General features: G+C 59.4%; 17 protein-coding genes. 11 read left to right on the top strand and 6 right to left on the bottom strand.

The features are described from left to right. The first annotated feature begins 310 nt into the window (after positions 1 to 310). Together AB5750_RS06655 and AB5750_RS06650 are read left to right on the top strand one after the other, a co-directional pair. Positions 311 to 1087 carry a hypothetical protein gene (locus AB5750_RS06655; RefSeq protein WP_368145517.1) on the top strand — a complete coding sequence of 259 codons (777 nt, stop codon included), beginning with the start codon at positions 311 to 313 and terminating at the stop codon, positions 1085 to 1087. A gap of 186 nt (positions 1088 to 1273) precedes the next feature. Further along, complete coding sequence (locus AB5750_RS06650) at positions 1274 to 1480, top strand: hypothetical protein (RefSeq protein ID WP_147336372.1); 207 nt, start codon at positions 1274 to 1276, stop codon at positions 1478 to 1480. 108 nt (positions 1481 to 1588) lie between these two features. Here the strand turns inward: AB5750_RS06650 and AB5750_RS06645 are convergent, their stop codons facing one another. Both AB5750_RS06645 and AB5750_RS06640 read right to left on the bottom strand, forming a co-directional pair. After that, complete coding sequence (locus AB5750_RS06645; protein ID WP_368145516.1) at positions 1589 to 2503, bottom strand: ketopantoate reductase family protein; 915 nt, start codon at positions 2501 to 2503, stop codon at positions 1589 to 1591. 118 nt (positions 2504 to 2621) lie between these two features. Beyond that, positions 2622 to 3392, bottom strand: coding sequence for a cyclase family protein (locus tag AB5750_RS06640; RefSeq protein ID WP_368145515.1), 771 nt, complete (start codon positions 3390 to 3392; stop codon positions 2622 to 2624). A 163-nt stretch (positions 3393 to 3555) separates the two neighbouring features. Between AB5750_RS06640 and AB5750_RS06635 the strand changes: the two genes are divergently transcribed. The 6 genes from AB5750_RS06635 to AB5750_RS06610 all read left to right on the top strand — a co-directional run bounded on the left by AB5750_RS06635 (position 3556) and on the right by AB5750_RS06610 (position 10148). Then, positions 3556 to 4743, top strand: a complete 1188-nt coding sequence (locus AB5750_RS06635) for an aldo/keto reductase (RefSeq protein WP_368145514.1) — start codon at positions 3556 to 3558, stop codon at positions 4741 to 4743. Positions 4744 to 4836: 93 nt separating this feature from the next. Next, positions 4837 to 5856 carry a Gfo/Idh/MocA family protein gene (locus AB5750_RS06630; protein ID WP_368145513.1) on the top strand — a complete coding sequence of 340 codons (1020 nt, stop codon included), beginning with the start codon at positions 4837 to 4839 and terminating at the stop codon, positions 5854 to 5856. A 172-nt stretch (positions 5857 to 6028) separates the two neighbouring features. Then, positions 6029 to 6895 (top strand): deoxyribonuclease IV, encoded by an 867-nt coding sequence (locus AB5750_RS06625; protein WP_368145512.1) that lies wholly within the window; start codon positions 6029 to 6031, stop codon positions 6893 to 6895. A gap of 147 nt (positions 6896 to 7042) precedes the next feature. Then, on the top strand, positions 7043 to 7903 hold the full coding sequence (locus AB5750_RS06620) for an ABC transporter substrate-binding protein (RefSeq protein WP_117648317.1): 861 nt from the start codon (positions 7043 to 7045) through the stop codon (positions 7901 to 7903). 118 nt (positions 7904 to 8021) lie between these two features. Beyond that, complete coding sequence (locus AB5750_RS06615; protein WP_225093386.1) at positions 8022 to 9383, top strand: ABC transporter permease subunit; 1362 nt, start codon at positions 8022 to 8024, stop codon at positions 9381 to 9383. Positions 9384 to 9395: 12 nt separating this feature from the next. Then, the gene (locus AB5750_RS06610; RefSeq protein ID WP_117629740.1) at positions 9396 to 10148 is read left to right on the top strand and encodes an amino acid ABC transporter ATP-binding protein; all 753 of its coding nucleotides are present in this window, start codon (positions 9396 to 9398) and stop codon (positions 10146 to 10148) included. A 117-nt stretch (positions 10149 to 10265) separates the two neighbouring features. Here AB5750_RS06610 and AB5750_RS06605 read toward each other — a convergent pair whose 3' ends face one another. Next, entirely contained in the window at positions 10266 to 10685 is a 420-nt protein-coding gene (locus AB5750_RS06605) for a flavodoxin (RefSeq protein ID WP_368145511.1), read from the bottom strand. 46 nt (positions 10686 to 10731) lie between these two features. After that, a complete protein-coding gene (locus AB5750_RS06600; protein WP_368145510.1) occupies positions 10732 to 11436 on the bottom strand; it encodes a DUF3793 family protein in 705 nt (234 codons plus the stop codon). A 174-nt stretch (positions 11437 to 11610) separates the two neighbouring features. Here AB5750_RS06600 and AB5750_RS06595 point away from each other — a divergent pair, with 174 nt between their 5' ends. Further along, a complete protein-coding gene (locus AB5750_RS06595) occupies positions 11611 to 11994 on the top strand; it encodes a heavy-metal-associated domain-containing protein (RefSeq protein WP_368145509.1) in 384 nt (127 codons plus the stop codon). Positions 11995 to 12020: 26 nt separating this feature from the next. Here AB5750_RS06595 and AB5750_RS06590 read toward each other — a convergent pair whose 3' ends face one another. Both AB5750_RS06590 and AB5750_RS06585 read right to left on the bottom strand, forming a co-directional pair. Continuing rightward, positions 12021 to 12446 (bottom strand): hypothetical protein, encoded by a 426-nt coding sequence (locus tag AB5750_RS06590; protein WP_368145508.1) that lies wholly within the window; start codon positions 12444 to 12446, stop codon positions 12021 to 12023. Further along, entirely contained in the window at positions 12439 to 13944 is a 1506-nt protein-coding gene (locus AB5750_RS06585; protein WP_368145507.1) for a Y-family DNA polymerase, read from the bottom strand. Before AB5750_RS06585 ends, AB5750_RS06590 begins: the two co-directional genes overlap by 8 nt. A gap of 236 nt (positions 13945 to 14180) precedes the next feature. Here AB5750_RS06585 and AB5750_RS06580 point away from each other — a divergent pair, with 236 nt between their 5' ends. Both AB5750_RS06580 and pgi read left to right on the top strand, forming a co-directional pair. After that, entirely contained in the window at positions 14181 to 14705 is a 525-nt protein-coding gene (locus tag AB5750_RS06580; protein ID WP_368141639.1) for an iron-containing alcohol dehydrogenase, read from the top strand. Between the two features lie 199 nt (positions 14706 to 14904). Then, on the top strand, positions 14905 to 16599 hold the full coding sequence (gene pgi / locus AB5750_RS06575) for a glucose-6-phosphate isomerase (protein ID WP_117757367.1): 1695 nt from the start codon (positions 14905 to 14907) through the stop codon (positions 16597 to 16599). Positions 16600 to 16609: the final 10 nt, after the last annotated feature.

Raw genomic sequence — 16609 nt, 5'->3', positions numbered from 1 at the left:
CGACTTGTGCAAGGACCCCTTGCGACTCGATAGGTATAACTGCATAAAATGCCTGCTCAAGGCGCCTGTGCAAGCAATGGTTGCGCAGGCGCCTTTTTTGCATAGGAAGGGCGCTATTACAGGGTTTTTGGCATGCTTTATGCATTCGAGTTGTGGAAAACTCCTGTTGAGAGGATGTGAGTTTTACGCAATTGACGTGCGCCTTTTGAGTAAAACCGCAGGTCGCGATTTGCTCGAGGTACTATGCAGCGCGATCGAATCACGCGCAGCTCAAACGCAGCAAAAACGCACTACGGAGGTTTCCAGCTACATGAGGATCGATTCACGAAAACCGAAAGCCGCTGCCCTTTCCGCCGCTCTGACCGTGGCACTTTTGGCGGGCGCCGGTGCAACTGATGCCCACGCCGCAACACTGTCCGATACGGTTGGATCTACGCCGTCCGAGACGACGCTGGTACAGCCCGTTGATTATCGCGGCGATGGTTATGGCTCTATGCAGGAGTGGAACGCCTCGATGGAGGCCAAGCGCGATTCCCTTGAAATGCGCGCTCAGATTATCCTAAACATGTATGGTGACTATGCCACTGATGACGAGCGCGCTGTGCTGCAGGGTTGCATCGACGGTGCGGGCAGCCTTTTGACGATGGGGGAGGTCGACGCGAAGTCGACCGAGCTCGATGAGCTGCGCACTGCGCTTGAGAATGCCAAGCGCGAAGCGCTCGAGGCCGCTGCCGCCGAGGCGGAGGCTGCCGAGGCCGCCCAGGCTTCGTACTACAACGCCGGTTACACTCCGTCCTACGCGTCTGCCGCGTCCTACGCGAACGGATCGGGCCTGACGCGCTCTGCGGGTGTCAATAGCTACAACGGGCGCCGTGAGACCTATTACAGCAGCAATGTGCTTTATCACTATCGCACGGGCGAATGGACTCAGGATTCTGAGGGCTTCTGGCGCGATTCCGACGGCTATTACGTTGTTGCCGCGGGCGATATGGCCCAGGGCTCGACCTTTACGGGCTCCAAGGGTGATTGCAAGGTCTATGACTCCGGCTGCGCTGCCGGAACCACCGACTACTACACCGGTTGGTAGTTTTTCTGTATCACGGATATTTGGCGGACGGGCGTCTTTACCGAGCTTTAGGGCAACGTAAGGACGCCCGTTCTATGTATACGCTTGAGCTAACAGAGCCCTTACCGTGACGGTACGTCGCGCATATGGGCGCGGGGCACACTAGTTCATGAGAAATAAGGTCTTTCTCGTGGAGGAAGTGGTCTTGTGAACGCTCGAGACATCGCCGTTGCCGCCGTTGCATTGACGCTTGGTTGCCTTGGTCCTACGGCCGCGCTCGTCGCGGGCATGCAGGGGTCTTGTGGGGCTGCCTCTATCGTGGTCGGCGCGTTGATCGCGGCCACACTGCTGGGAAGCGCCGGTGTTGTCCTTTGTCGCGATGATGAGGACGAGGTTCCGGAGTCGCATCTCTAACTGTTGCGAAAATGACTGTTGGCCATGGCTGAACATGAAAACCGCACAAGGGGAGTGCCCTTTGCGGCGGTTTTTGCTATTGAGACTGTTGGATGCGGTGCGGCGGCGTTACCAGCTTGCCTCGATATCACGGATGCGCTGATAGAGCCATTCGTTCTGCGGCGCTTGGATATCGTGCTTGGCCGCGAGGCGGCGGACGGTGCCCGCGAACTCCTCGACCTCTGTTTTGCGCTGCGCGACGCGGTCCTGCGCCATCGAGGGCATGCCGGCGGGGTCGAGCCCCTCGATGAGATGCACCATCTGCGTTAGGTCTGCCTCGGTGAGCTCGATACCCTCGGCGTTGGCGACCGCAAGCGTCTCGCGCATGGCGGAGACAAAGCAACGACGCTGCTCGGAGCCCTGTTCCGTGGCGCTTCCGTACGTGCCGCCGTAGGCCATGCAGGTCTGGTTGATGCCGTCGTTGAGCATAAGCTTGGCCCACATGCGGTGCGCGATGTCTGCCTCGACGGTGTGGGCGATGCCGCAGCGCGTGTAGAGTTCGTCGAGGGCGGCGACGGTCGCGGGGTCGGTGCCGGCGGCCGCGCCAAAGCGAATCTCGCCGGTATTGGTAAAAGTGAGCTCGCCGTTGAGGAATACGGCGTCCATACCCTGGCAGATGCCCAGGACGGTGTGCTCCCAGCCAAAGCGCTCGGCGATTTTTTGCTCGCTGGTGATGCCGTTGCACAGCGAGGCAATGAGCGTATTGGGGCCCACGATGTGCTCCATGGTCTTGAGTGCCTGATCGAGACCGGTCGTCTTAACCGTGAGGATAACCAGGTCGGCGGGCAAGGCCTCGCTGGCACGGACGGACTTGAGCGCGCAAGGCTTGCCGTTGACGGTGAGCGCGTCGTTTGCGTGACGCTCGAAGCGTGCATCGTCCATGACATATTCGACGGCGTCGTTGCCGAGCGCCTGGGCGATCATGCTGCCGTAGAGCAGGCCGACACCGCCTTTGCCGATAAAGGCAACCTTGTTGATCTGCATGTGAATCATCTCCCCATAAAAAGGCGCCCGCGTAGGGGGCGCCTGATGGATTGTAAGCTGCCGGAGCGTCTCGCGCGTGCGGGGCGGCGGATATTTGAGAAGAACGGATGCACTGGGCTTATGCCGCGGGGCAGACTGCAAAGACGCGCGCGGGGTATCCGACACCATCGCGAACCTTGGGGAAGGTGCAGAAGATAACGGCGCCCGTGGCGGGGAGCTCATCCAGATGGTCCATGACCTCGATCTGATAGCGGTCGACCGAGAGGATGTACTGCTCACCGGGGTAGGGGTAGGCATCCTCGCGCGTGGTTACGGTCGCAGGGTCGGTGTCTGCCGGCTCGTGGCCGATAGCGCCGATGTTGCGCTCTTCAACGAGCCATTTGATGGCGTCGAGATCCCAGCCGGGGTAGTGGGGCTGGCCGTCCTCGTCTTTGTTCTCAAGGTCAGCGAGCTTGGACCAATCGGAGCGGAAGGCAACAAAGGCGTCCTCGGGAATACGGCCGTGCTCGTCCTCCCAGGCTTTAAGGTCCTCGACGGTCAGGATGAAGTCGGGGTTTGCGGCGCACTCCTCGTGCTTGTCAATCACGCAGAGCGGATGCATAAACTCGATGGGCTCGATCTCGCCAAGAGAACGCCCGTCGACATGAAAGTGGCGCGGCGCGTCGACGTGGGTGCCGTACTGCGAAGCGACCGAATACTGAAAGCAGCGCATGGGCGCGAGCATGTCCTCGGGCGTGTCGGGCAGATAATCGAAAAGCTTGGTGGACTCGAACGGCTTAAAGCCAAACCAGTGCGGGGTATCGCACGAAAGCGTATGGGTGAGGTCGACCCAGCGATAATCGGTGCTTTTGAGCTGGGAGGCGAGGTTCCAAAGGTCGAGCGCGGGCATGGTTGGCTCCTTTCATCGGGCTTTTTGCTGATGTTAAAGCGGTGCCGTGACGGCTCGATTTCCGCTGCGTTACGATACGTTCTCAATTGCGATTCCAAGTTGTTTCGACGGCGTGACCGTTGTGTTTCGCGTGACCGGGACACCGATGGCGAAGGGAGGGGCCGTGCAATATCGCGTTGACCCCAAAAGCGGCAGCCGTATCTCGGCGTTGGGACTGGGGTGCATGAGGTTTCCCGGTGCGCCGGGACACCCCGATGCGAAGACGGCCGATGCCATCATCTCCCGTGCGGTAGAGCAGGGGATTAATTATCTGGATACCGCGTATCTTTATCCCGGTAACGAGGTGTGCGTGGGCGCCTCACTTGAGCGCTTGGGGCTGCGTGACCGGGTGTTGCTGGCGACTAAGTTGCCGCACGCTTCGTGCAAGTGCGCAGAGGATTTCGATCGGTTCTTCGACGAGCAGCTGCGCCGTTTGCGGACTGACCATATCGACTATTACCTTATGCACAACATCACCTCGCCCGCGCAGTGGGAGCGCGTGGTAGCGTTGGGTATCGAGGACTGGATTGCGCACCAAAAGGCTGCGGGGCGTATTCGCCAGATAGGTTTTTCGTACCACGGCAGTGCGGCGGACTTCCTCACGATGCTTGACGCGTATGACTGGGACTTTTGCCAGATCCAGTACAACTACGCTGGAGAGCGATACCAAGCGGGAACGGCGGGACTCATGGCAGCCGCCGAGCGCGGGCTCGCGGTGTTTGTGATGGAACCGCTTTTGGGTGGACGCCTGGCGGGCAAACTGCCTCCGCGGGCCCGCGCCGTGCTCGATGACGTACGCGATCCGTACCTGAAGACGCCGGCTGCTTGGGGCCTTTCGTGGGTGTGGAACCATCCTCAAGTCACGATGCTGCTTTCGGGCATGACCGATACCGCGCAGGTGGACGAGAACGCGGCATTGGCGGATTGCGCGCTGCCGGATTCGATGACGACAGAGCAGCTCGATACCATCGCGCGTGTGCTGGGAGAGTTTGAAAAATCGAATCGCGTGCCCTGCACGGGATGCGGCTACTGCATGCCGTGCCCCAAGGGCATCAATATTCCCGGTTGCTTTGGCGCCTACAACGCGAGCTACGCACATAGTTGGTTTACGGGGCTGTCTCAATACTTTACGGCGAGCGCGGTGCGGACGAACGAGCCCAAGCTGGTGAGCAATTGTGTCAAGTGCGGTAAATGCGCACGTCACTGCCCGCAGCACATCGATATTCCCGAGCGTCTCGACGATGTGCGCCGACGTTTCCAGCCTGGCCCCGTAACGGCCGCGCTTAAAGCCTTTTGCAAAACGCGCTCCTGATGCCCCTTTTATAACTTGCGGTGGAATAGTTCCTGTTTGCGGCAGAATAGGGGCCAAACAGGAGCTATTCCACCGCAACTGAAGGGGGCTGTCGTGGGCCATCGGGATTCATGTGATGATTTGCGTGAGGTTCGTTGGGGCGTTTTGGGCGCTGGGCGCATTTCGCATCGATTTGCATCGTCGCTCAAGGAGGTGGACGGGGCACGGCTTGTGGCTGCCGCCGGTCGCACTCCTTCGCATGTTGAGGAGTTTTGCAGGGCGTTTTCGATTGATGCCGCGCACAGTTATGCCACGGCTGACGATAGCGGCGATGCGGCCTATGATGCGCTGATTGCCGACCCCGATGTCGACGCAATCTACTTGGCTCTTCCGCATGGCATGCATACGCGTTGGGCCTGTCGCGCGCTGCGCGCCGGAAAGGCCGTGCTGTGCGAAAAGCCGGCCGTTTTGAGTGAGGAAGAGGCTCTCTCGATTGCCTCCGCCTCTCGCGAGCGCGGAGTGCTGTTTATGGAGGCGATGAAGAATCGGTTTTGCCCGATGCGCACTCGCGTGAAGGACTTGCTTGCGTCGGGTGAGCTTGGCCGTATTGTCTCGATTGAAAGCGTGCAAAAACTCGATTATGGTGAATCCCCTTCGAGTTATCTGCTCGATCCGTTGCAGGGTGGCTGTCTATATGACATGGGATGCTATGCGGTCGGTTGGTTTGAGGATTTGCTCGCGGGCGCGTGTGAGGTTTCGTCCCGTGAAGTTCGCTGGCGTGACGTATCAGGCGGCCGCGTCGATTGGGCCGATGAAATCCGTATGAGCGTCGGCGGCATACCTATTCATATGGCGTGCGATGGCAAAGCAGCATATGAAAGCCGCTTAACGATTGTCTGCGAGCGGGGCTCGTTGGAAATCGAGCGCCTCCATCGCCCCGAGCTCGCCCATGTGAAGTACTCCGACGGGCGAATGCTCGAAATAAATGCCCCGTTTGAGGTTGATGATTTCTACGGCGAAATCCAGCATGCGACCCAGCTCATCCGGGCGGGGAAACTCGAGAGTCCCGCCATGCCCCTTGCCGCCACACAGCGCTGCGCGCGCATTATCGATGCAATCTGTCTAGCCCTCTAGGACTTGGCGCTGACGCATAGGGGATTATGACGCTGGCGCCCGTAGCCGTAGTGCTTGGCGGCCCGCATCTCTGATGCCCCTTTTATAAGTTGCGGTGGAATAGTTCCTGTTTGCGGCAGAATAGGGGCCAAACAGAAACTATTTCACCGCAACTGATGAGGGGGAGCTGGAGATGCTGACGATTGGGTGTCATCTTTCGACGACGAAGGGCTATCGGGCAATGGGGGAGACGGCGCTATCCATTGGCGCCAACACCTTTGCATTCTTTACGCGCAACCCGCGCGGCGGCAAGGCGAAAGATCTTGACATGGATGACGTGGCGGCCCTGCGTGAGCTTATGGAGCAAAACGACTTTGGCCCGCTCGTGGCTCATGCCCCGTATACCTATAACCCCTGCTCGGCCAAAGAGCGGGCGCGCGAGTTTGCCCTGGAGGCCATGGCAGAGGACCTGCGGCGCATGGAGGCACTGCCCGGCAACTACTACAACTTCCATCCCGGTGCGCATGTGGGGCAGGGCTCCGACGCCGGTATTCAGATGATCGTCGACACCCTGTGCCAGGTGATGTTTGAGGGTCAGCAGACGACGGTGCTGCTCGAGACCATGGCCGGCAAGGGCACCGAGGTAGGCCGCAGCTTTGAAGAACTGGCGCTCATCATTGAGGGTGTTGCCGACAAGCGCCCCGAGCTGTCGGCCAAGTTGGGCGTTTGCCTGGACACCTGCCATGTGAATGACGCCGGCTATGACATCGTCCACGATCTTGACGGTGTGCTCGACGAGTTCGATCGTGTGGTGGGTATTGAGCGCTTGCGCGCCGTGCATATTAATGACTCCAAGAATCCCTGCGGCGCCCATAAGGACCGCCACGAATGCATCGGTAAGGGCTATCTGGGTGGTGAAGAGTTTGGCGGTGGTATGCAGGTTATGCAGAATATTGTATCGAATGGTCGTTTGCGTGCATTGCCATTCATTTTGGAGACACCGAACGAACTTGCAGGTTATGCGGCTGAAATCAAACTGTTAAGGTCGTTGCAGCAGTAATAACTGTCGTAAAGTGGAGTGCTCCATTCACGTTATGGGTTTGTTTCAATCAGTTTTCTAATTGCAGATTCTCCCAAGCGGGTGCATAATAACCCTCAGTTTTTGCAGGCCCCTGAATCATGTGGGGTCATTGGAAGGAGACTGATTATGAAGCTGAAGAAGCTTGGCGCATTTGCCGCCACGGGTGCTATGGCGCTCGCCCTTGCTCTGACGGGCTGTGGTTCGTCCAACGCCACCTCTGGTTCTGATGCCGGTTCCAGCAGCTCTGACGACGCTAAGGTCGAGAAGGTCGACGGCTCCAAGGAGTATGCGCTCGTCAAGGACGGTACGCTGACCGTCGGCACCTCTGCCGAGTACGCTCCGTTTGAGTACAAGGATGACAACGGCGATTATCAGGGCTTTGACCTTGAGCTCATCAAGGCTATTGGCGACAAGCTGGGCCTGGATGTCGAGTACGTCAACAACGACTTCGACACGCTCGTCCCCGGCGTTGCTTCGGGCGCCAAGTACGACGTCGCCATCGCGGCTATCACTGACACGCCCGAGCGTGAGAAGGAAGTCACTTTCTCCGATTCCTACTACATGGACGATCAGGCTATCGTGACCAAGGTCGATAACACCGACATCACGGCCGACAACTACAGCGAGAAGCTCAACAACGCCGACGCTACCATCATCGTCCAGTCTGGATCGACCGCCGAGGCCTTTGCCCAGGAGAACTTCCCCAAGGCCAAGATCGTCCCCTACAAGGACGCTACCGAGTGCTTCAGCGCTCTGCAGTCCGATAAGGGCGACGCCGTAGTCACCAACCGCTCCGTTGCCAGCCAGCTGACCGCCGAGCAGTTCAACACCTGCCAGACCATCAAGCAGATCAGCACCGGCGAGGAGTACGCCATCGCCATCAACCAGGGCAACACCAAGCTCAAGGACGACATCAACCAGGCCATCAAGGACCTGACCGACGACGGTACCGTTGACGCCCTCATGGCTAAGTACAATATCAAGTAAAATATCTACTTGATTGTGCGCGGGCCCTTTCCGTTTTGGCGGAGAGGGCCTTTGCGCTTCTCTTGACGGAGAGCATTTCCGTCTCGTTTTGCCGGCAACTTCTACGATAGGAGCCACCTTGTCTCGACTGAACAAAGGGGCCGCGGAGCAGCGTTTTCCACTGCCCGCCTTGCTCCAAAAGCTAGCCTGTGTCATGGCCGTGGCGCTCGCGCTGGTGTGCGCGGGGGCATATGCGCCCACGACCGCCCAGGCGCTTGAGACCGCAAAGATTACCGCCCGACCCAACACCGGTTCGGGCAGCGCTGTGGTCGGCGGCACCGAGACGCGCATTACCTGGGAAGTTCAGGCCGACGCCGACGAGGAGCTGAGCGGTCTTTCGCTGACGTTTGTCGACGGCACGACGTTTGGTACCGATGACACGCGATTGACGATGCTCTCGGGCGAGGACCTCATGGATCGTACGCCCATGAAGCCCACGTGCAAGGCTGACGGCCAGACGCTCAAGATCGACTTTGGCGAGACGGCGCCTGCCGGCGGCTTTTTCCGTGTCGAGGTTTACGGCGTGACGTTTCCCGTCGAGGGAGGCGATGAGGCCTTCAGCGGTACCTATACGCTCGCCGACGGTTCGACCAAGAAGATTTCCAAGATTCCTTCCGTCGAGATCAAGGGCGTGACGGCATTCGATAATTTCCTGGCCGATCTTAAGGAGCAGCCGTGGGTCGAGGCCTGGAACTCCAATATGTTCCTGCGCCTGTTCTTAAACCCGGTCATTTTGGTCCAAAGCCTGCCGATCGTCTTTAAGGGCTTCCTCATGTCGCTCTCGATCGTGCTTGTGGCGTTTCCGCTGGCAATTCCCTTTGGCTTTGCCTTGTCTCTCATGCGCATTTCCAAGTCGCGCATCCTTCGTTGTCTTGCCGGCATCTATGTGAATATCATCCGCGGTACGCCGGCGTTCCTGCAGATCTACATCGCGTTCTTTGGCCTGCCGCTGGCCGGCGTCAAGGTTGACGACTACGTCTTGGGCGTTATCGTCATGGCCATGAACTCGTCTGCGTACCTGTGCGAGATTTTCCGCGCCGGTATTCAGTCGATCCCCAAGGGCCAGAACGAGGCCGCGCGCTCGCTGGGCATGAATGCCTTTCAGACGCTGCTCTACGTTATGATTCCGCAGACGTTCCGCAATGTCCTGCCTACGTTGACCAGCGAGTTTATCCTGCTCTACAAGGATACGTCGCTGCTCGCCGCCGTTGGCGTGGTCGAGATCGTCATGAACGCCCGCACCATCGTTGCCACGACGGGGTCCATCACGCCGTATGTGGTTGCCGCCCTGTTCTACCTGGTCATCACCCTGCCGCTTGCGCGCTTGGTGAGTGGTCTTGAGGCGAGACTGCTGGGGACGGCCGAAACCAAAAAGAAGCGTCCCACCAAGAGCGCCGGACAGGTCGTCGCGACGCCCGCCGATCATATTGCCGGTCTGTAAGGAGGTTCTATCATGAGCGAAACCAATAACTCGAACGAGGTCGTCGTCAGCATCAAGAACCTTCAGAAGGCTTTTGGCGATAACGTGGTCCTGCGCGATATCGATCTGGATGTGCACAAGGGCGAGGTCGTCGTAGTCCTGGGTCCTTCTGGCTCGGGCAAGTCGACGATGCTTCGCTGCATCAATCGTCTGGAGCATCCCACGAGCGGCTCGATTGTCGTTGAGGGCGTGGACGTGTGCGCCAAGGGCGTCGACCTCAACAAGGTACGTACGCATCTGGGCATGGTGTTCCAGCAGTTCAACCTGTTCCCGCACCTGTCAGTCAAAAAGAATGTCATGCTTGCGCAGCAAAAGGTACTCAAGCGCAGCAAAGAAGAGGCCGAGAAGATCGCCATCGAGGAGCTGACCAAGGTCGGCCTGGCCGAGCGCATCGACTTTATGCCGAGTCAGCTTTCGGGCGGCCAGCAGCAGCGCGTGGCCATCGCCCGCGCCCTGTCGATGAATCCGCACGTGATGCTCTTTGACGAGGCCACGTCAGCGCTTGACCCCGAGCTTGTCCGCGACGTTCTTGGCGTCATGCGCGACCTGGCACGTGACGGTATGACCATGATCGTGGTGACGCACGAGATGGGCTTTGCCCGCGATGTCGCCGACCGCGTGGTCTTTATGGACGGCGGCGTTATCGTGGAAGAGGGTACGCCGAGCGAGGTCTTCGACCACCCCAAGAGCGAGCGCACTAAGGCGTTCTTGGGCAATATCTCGTAGCCGCTTTATATGACTGACATAGCAGAAAACGGGAGCCGGATGTGATCCGGCTCCCGTTTTTGTTGGGACGCGAATGTGTTTTGGTGCAGAGCGCGTTATGGGCAGAGCTCATTGCCGCTAGGCGAGCTCGGCTCCAAGGGCGCGGCAGGCTGCCTCGCCCTCATCGTCGGGCGCATCGTAGCAAATGACGGAATCGACGACGTTGACGCCCGCCTCGTCGGCATCGGCCTTCCAGTTGTCCATCCACTCGCCCTCGGCCCACGAGTAGGAGCCAAAGAGGACAACCTTCTTATCGCCGAGGGTCTCCTTGACCTCGTCCCACATAGGCTGGAACTCGTCATACTCAAGCTCCTCGGAACCCATGGCGGGGCAGCCGAAGGCAATGGCGTCATAGCTGGCGGCCTTGTCTGCGGAGAAGTCGGCGCAGGAGATGACCTCTGCCTCGGCGCCGGCACCGGTTGCGCCCTCGGCAACAAAGTTTGCCATGGCCTCGGTGTTGCCTGTGCCACTCCAGAAGACGACTGTGATCTTGCTCATATGTTTTCCTTTCGGTTGTGCGGTGTGCGGCCGCGTTTTGTATGCTCTATCGGGTTGCCTGGACAAGTTGTCCCAGGGTGCAGCCCTGTTGATAGATGTAGGTAAGGTATTGCGTGCATGCGCGATAGGAATCGAAGGTCGTGAGCGCCTGCTCAACGTTTGTGTATACCTTCCATGCGCCAAAGACCTTATAGTTTTCGCCGTGCTGGACGATAAACTGATGGACATCTTCGTAGGGATAGCCCAAAAAATAGCCAATTTCGTGGGGGAACTCGCACGTGCACCCCGTATCGCAGTGCCTATTCCGTGCGAGTGCGCAGACGCTGCCGTCATAGGCGCTTTCTGCGGCATTGCTGCTTGCCAGTGTGATGCGCGCGGCAAGATGCACCAGCGATGCGGGCAGGTTGTGGACATCGTAACCTTCGGCGGCAAGCGCCGTCGTGGCGCGGGGGTCGGAGAGGTATCGCATGAGGTCCGCAGGGCGGTACACATAGATGAGCGCTCCGCAGGGGCGCCAGACCAAAACGCTCATATGGATCCCGAGTGGCTGGAGCTCGCGGTTGCATTGGGCTATGACGGCGAGCAGGCGAGAGCGTCGCCCTTCGATATGGGCGGCGCCGGGTTTTCCGTTTTGGTTGGCGTAAACGCCGGGATAGGTAAAGAGCGATGCCGGCTTGATGCTCGCGAGCGTGGGGGAGCAGTTGCGCACGACCGCTGCCTGAAACGTTGGGATGTCTATGGTTCGAGTCACGGCGCTCCTTCTGGTCCTCACTGTTAGCCTAGGAAAACTTATACACGAAAGTAAGCCTAGGTCAACAAAAAAGTTTGAAGAGGGAAACTAATTGACTGAACCGACACGAGTTTGGAGTAAGATGGGAACACCCCATGGGGGTATAGATATCAGTATTTGGAGAAAGGGGAACGCATGGAAGATTTGCTTAACCCCGCGAATCTCATCGTGCTGGTCGTCATTGCCGTTGGCATGTTTTTTGGACTGCGTCGCATTGCTGCTTCGACACACGGGAAGAGTTGTTGCAGCGATGGTGCGAGCGGCAAGAAAGCCAAGAAAGTTGTGGTGGCAGACACCGACGAGTCCCACTACCCCTATAGCGATGAGCTGCTTATCGGCGGCATGAGTTGCGACGGCTGCGCTCAGAACGTGGCCAATGCCCTGAATGCGCTGGATGACGTGTGGGCAACGGTGACGTATGCGGACCACACGGCACGCGTACGCTCTAAGCAGCCGATCGACCGCGGCGCTCTCGTGGCGGCCGTGAGAGATGCGGGTTACTACGTCATGACGCTGTAAGCACCACCTTGGATGCATTTCCTTGTCTAGGCTCGTCCGCGCAGTTCGATGCCTTGGATATCGTCGAAGTTGATGGCGATATCCCTGAGTTTGAGCAGCTTGAATGCGGGTAACACTTCGTCGAGAATGCCCGTGCGGCTACGATAGCCGTACGTATCGTAATAGATGACGCGCACCAAGTCGCCGCGTTTGAGGCCCTCGAGCTTTTTCGAAAGCTCGAGGGCTTTTTCTTCTGTGAGTTCGCATTTGGGCTCAACAGTAATCTCTTGTTTGCGCACGAGCTCGTAGTATCCCGTGAGGGCGGCAAAGGGCATAAATTGCGCGGCACGGCCGGCGCGGACGGCGCCGTTGGCGGTGAGTTTGGGGTCGGCGGAGCGACGTCTTCCCTCGGGGTCCGCTAGGCGTTCAAAAGGTGTCGGTGGCCGCATCGGCTGTTGTTGGGGCTTAGGCACGGTGTCCTCCTACCTGATCGTTGCGTTCGCGTGCGGTGGCGCCGGCGGTAAAGCTTAATCCCTTGACGAGCGCGTTCTTGCCGTACTTACCCTTTACGGCCAGGACGGCGCGCGCCAGGTCGCGCTCGCGCTCATCTGCCTCGATATCGCTAAATAGATCGATGGTGGCAAATTCCTCGGGCATGAGGTTGCCAAAGCCCAGGTTGATGCGTTTGACCGGTCGTTTGGGATCGACGGTCTGCGCCCAGAGCTCATCGAAATAGCCCATGATCTTCTTAAACGAATTGGTACGCTCGGGCAGCTTTCGCGAGGCGTTAGAGTGCGCAAAGAGTGCGGCATAGCCACCACGCGGTTTGCCGCCATGCTCTCCCACAAAGATGCCATCGATTGCCTGCGCCTCACGCACCAAGCGCCGCCGTTCGTCATCGCGCTGGACGGGCTTGGGCGCACGGGGCGCGAGCTCGGGGCCGGCGGTTGCGGTGGGTTCGATACTCGACGTGCTCGAGCGTAGGTGTCCGCATCCGTCCACATATTGCGCTGTGCCGCTGGCATCGAGCCGGCGTATGTCGGCGCGCTCGCTTGCATAGCCTACAAAGAGCGAGATGCTGTCACACACCACGTGCTTGTCGATCAAATCCAGCACGGCGTTGTCGACCATCTCGCGCAAGACGGTGTAGGCCTGCTCGTAGGCATAGCCCTTCGAGAGCACTTGTCCTGTGGTGGTCGAAGTTGCTTGCGGGCGATAGGCTTGGATATCGGCGATGGTTGTCGGCTCGCGCCCGAAGGCATGGTCGATGAGATATTCGGCATTGACGCCGAGCTCGTCGTAAAGCAGGTTTTCGTCGAGCGCCGCGACGCCCATCAGATCGTAGACGCCGTATTTCTCGAGGCGGGCTGCCACGCCGGGACCGATGCCCCAGATATCGGTGATGGGACGATGGGGCCAGATCTCCTTGCGAAAGGTCTCGTCGTCGAGTATGCCGATGCGGCTGGGTACGTGCTTGGCGGTAATGTCGAGCGCTACCTTGGCCTGGAATAGGTTGGGGCCGATGCCGACCGTCGCCGTGATGCCGGTGCGCGCGAGGACCTCGTCGCGCAGCGTGCAGGCGAACCCTTCAGCATCGGTGTGATAGAGGTCCAGATAGGGCGTCACGTCGATAAAGCACTCATCGATGGAGTAGACGTGCACGTCCTGGGGGCTGACGTATTCCAGATAGATACCGTAGATTTTCGCCGACACCTCCATGTAATGCTGCATGCGTGGTACGGCCGTGATGTAGTCGATGCCATCGGGAATTTCGAACAGACGGCAGCGATTGTGTATCCCGAGGTCCTTCATGGCCTGCGTGATGGCAAGGCAGATGGTCGTGCGTCCGCGCGATTCGTCGGCAACGACCAGGTTGGTGGTGAGCGGATCGAGCCCACGGTCGACGCACTCGACGCTGGCATAAAACGTCTTGAGGTCGATGCAGATATAGGTGTGCTGCTCGTGCGCCATCCGAGCCTCCCATCAAACACATGTTCTTATCGAATACCTGTTCGATAATACCCGCTCATCCGGACATCGTCAAAACCTGTCAAAAAGGGACTGGTTTGTTTTGGTAGGTATGGTCGTGCGGTTGGATCGGGTTTTAACGCAGCTCTAAAGAGTGCGAAACAGCTCGGAAAACCTCGCTTCGTAGCATGAGCCTAACGATTGATACCGCCTATACGCACGGAAGGGTTGTGGAAAAGATGGTCAATTATGGGTTTGGTATGCCGACGCGCCTTGTTGCGGATGGAGACGTGGCTCGCTGGTGCGGACGATTGGTCGCTCACTACGGTGGCACCAAGGCGCTGGTTGTGCTGGGCGGTGACAAGCATACGCGCGATGAGCTTGTCTCGGCGGCACTTGGCTCGCTTGATCGAGCCCTACTCGAGCGTGTGCTTTTCCGCTGCGGCTCGTTTGAGGGCGACGGGGGAGACGAGCTGATCGACGAAGCCGTGGCCCTGGCGACCGATGAAGGCGTGGACTTTGTCCTGGCGATTGGCGATGCCGATACTGCTGGCTTTGCGCGCGAGCTCGCGCGTCGCATGGCGGCGCTCGATGCCGGCGAAGACGGCTTTGTGCCTTATGGATGCATTGTCTCGGAGGGCAAGGTGCCTGCTGTCGTGGGCACCGGCGAGGTTCCCGTTTTTGCCATTATCGCGCCCGAACTGCTGGAGGGCATCGGGTCTCCTCTGCGTGAGTTACTCGGTAGCGTCTGCGCCGCGGCCTAATATTTGCCATAAAAGGACGGGTTATTTTTGGTTGGTAAAGCGTTTGACCTGCCAAAATAAGCCTGTCCCTTTTTGATCGGTTGCCGTTTGGGGGCCGATTGGCAACGCTCGCTGATTGTAGTCTTGACCTGCGCTAGAATAGTGGCATCTGAATGTCCGGGCGCATGGAGGCGTGCGCCCGTATGCTGAGGAGGACTCTATGGCAACTGTTGCCGCACCTATCGATGCTACGTCGACTGCCGCTTGGAAGGCACTCGAGGCTCATCAGGAGAAGCTCGAGGCCGAGGGTATCGACCTCAAGGCCTGGTTCGCTGCCGATGCGGAGCGCGTGAACAAGCTGAGCTTTGACGCCGGTGACCTGCACTTCGACCTGTCCAAGAACCTGGTGACCGATGAGACCGTCAAGCTGCTGTGCGATCTTGCCCGCGAGGTGAAGCTCGAGGAGCGCCGCGACGCCATGTTCTCCGGCGAGCACATCAACACCACCGAGGACCGCGCCGTCCTGCACACCGCGCTTCGTCGCCCGGCAAGCGAGAAGGGCCAGCTCATTGTCGACGGCCAGGACGTCGTCGCCGACGTGCACGAGGTCCTCGACCGCATGTATGCCTTCGCCGAGCGCGTGCGCTCCGGTGAGTGGAAGGGCGTTACCGGCAAGAAGATCGAGCACCTGGTGTCCATCGGCATCGGCGGCTCCGATCTGGGCCCGGTCATGGCTTACGAGGCTCTGCGTCCCTATGCTGACGCCGGTATCGACTGCCGCTACATCTCCAACATCGACCCCAACGACCAGGCCGAGAAGCTTAAGGGTTTGGACCCCGAGACCACGCTCGTGATCATCGTCTCCAAGACCTTCACCACGCTCGAGACCCTCACCAACGCTCGCGAGGTCAAGACCTGGATGCTCGAGCAGCTCAAGGCTCAGGGCGCCATCGACGGCTCCGATGAGCAGAACGCCGAGGCCGTGGCAAAGCACTTCGTCGCCGTCTCCACCGCGCTCGAGAAGGTCGAGGCCTTCGGCATCGACCCCGCCAACGCCTTCGGTTTCTGGAACTGGGTCGGCGGCCGCTATTCTGTTGACTCCGCCGTGGGCCTGTCGCTGATCGTCGTGCTCGGCCCCGAGCGCTTCCAGCAGTTCCTCGAGGGCTTCCACGCCATCGACGAGTACTTCTGCAATACCCCGCTCGAGAACAACGCCGTCGCGCTGATGGGCCTGTTCAACGTCTGGTACGTCAACTTCTTCGGTTCCAAGAGCCATGCCGTGCTGCCGTACTGCCAGTACCTGCACCGTTTCCCGGCCTACCTGCAGCAGCTCACCATGGAGTCCAACGGCAAGCATGTCCGTTGGGACGGCAGCGCCGTGACCTCCGACACCGGTGAGATCTTCTGGGGCGAGCCCGGCACCAACGGCCAACATGCCTTCTACCAGCTGCTGCACCAGGGCACCGTGGTGGTCCCGGCCGATTTCATCGCCTTTGCCAATACTGCCAACCCCGCAACCGACAGCGGTCAGGATGTCCACGAGCTGTTCCTGGGCAACTTCCTGGCCCAGACCAAGGCGCTCGCCTTTGGCAAGACGGCCGACGAAGTTCGTGCCGAGGGCACGCCCGAGCAGATCGTCCCGGCCCGTTGCTTTGAGGGTAACCGCCCGACGACCTCGATCTTTGGCGACACGCTGACCCCGTTCGCACTCGGTGAGCTCATCGCCCTGTACGAGCACATCACGTTTGTCGAGGGTACGGTCTGGGGCATCGACTCCTATGACCAGTGGGGTGTTGAGCTGGGCAAGCAGCTTGCCAAGCAGATCACCCCTGCCTTCCACGACGATGCCGCCAAGGCCGAGCAGGACGCTTCGACCCAGGCGCTCATCGAGTTCTATCGCGCGCATCGCAAGTAGTCGCTGCTGT

It is taken from the genome of Collinsella aerofaciens (genome assembly GCF_040926185.1).
GTDB lineage: Bacteria > Actinomycetota > Coriobacteriia > Coriobacteriales > Coriobacteriaceae > Collinsella > Collinsella aerofaciens_BC.
Note: the sequence above shows the minus strand (reverse complement) of the source record. Positions and strands in the feature narration are given on the sequence as shown.

What these genes read in the sequence shown, in the direction of transcription:
- AB5750_RS06655 (WP_368145517.1), top strand. Translation starts at nt 311, where the DNA reads ATGAGGATCGATTCACGAAAACCGAAAGCCGCTGCCCTTTCCGCCGCT.
- AB5750_RS06645 (WP_368145516.1), bottom strand. Translation starts at nt 2,503, where the DNA reads ATGCAGATCAACAAGGTTGCCTTTATCGGCAAAGGCGGTGTCGGCCTG.
- AB5750_RS06640 (WP_368145515.1), bottom strand. Translation starts at nt 3,392, where the DNA reads ATGCCCGCGCTCGACCTTTGGAACCTCGCCTCCCAGCTCAAAAGCACC.
- AB5750_RS06625 (WP_368145512.1), top strand. Translation starts at nt 6,029, where the DNA reads ATGCTGACGATTGGGTGTCATCTTTCGACGACGAAGGGCTATCGGGCA.
- AB5750_RS06620 (WP_117648317.1), top strand. Translation starts at nt 7,043, where the DNA reads ATGAAGCTGAAGAAGCTTGGCGCATTTGCCGCCACGGGTGCTATGGCG.
- AB5750_RS06610 (WP_117629740.1), top strand. Translation starts at nt 9,396, where the DNA reads ATGAGCGAAACCAATAACTCGAACGAGGTCGTCGTCAGCATCAAGAAC.
- AB5750_RS06605 (WP_368145511.1), bottom strand. Translation starts at nt 10,685, where the DNA reads ATGAGCAAGATCACAGTCGTCTTCTGGAGTGGCACAGGCAACACCGAG.
- AB5750_RS06595 (WP_368145509.1), top strand. Translation starts at nt 11,611, where the DNA reads ATGGAAGATTTGCTTAACCCCGCGAATCTCATCGTGCTGGTCGTCATT.
- AB5750_RS06585 (WP_368145507.1), bottom strand. Translation starts at nt 13,944, where the DNA reads ATGGCGCACGAGCAGCACACCTATATCTGCATCGACCTCAAGACGTTT.
- AB5750_RS06580 (WP_368141639.1), top strand. Translation starts at nt 14,181, where the DNA reads ATGGTCAATTATGGGTTTGGTATGCCGACGCGCCTTGTTGCGGATGGA.
- pgi (WP_117757367.1), top strand. Translation starts at nt 14,905, where the DNA reads ATGGCAACTGTTGCCGCACCTATCGATGCTACGTCGACTGCCGCTTGG.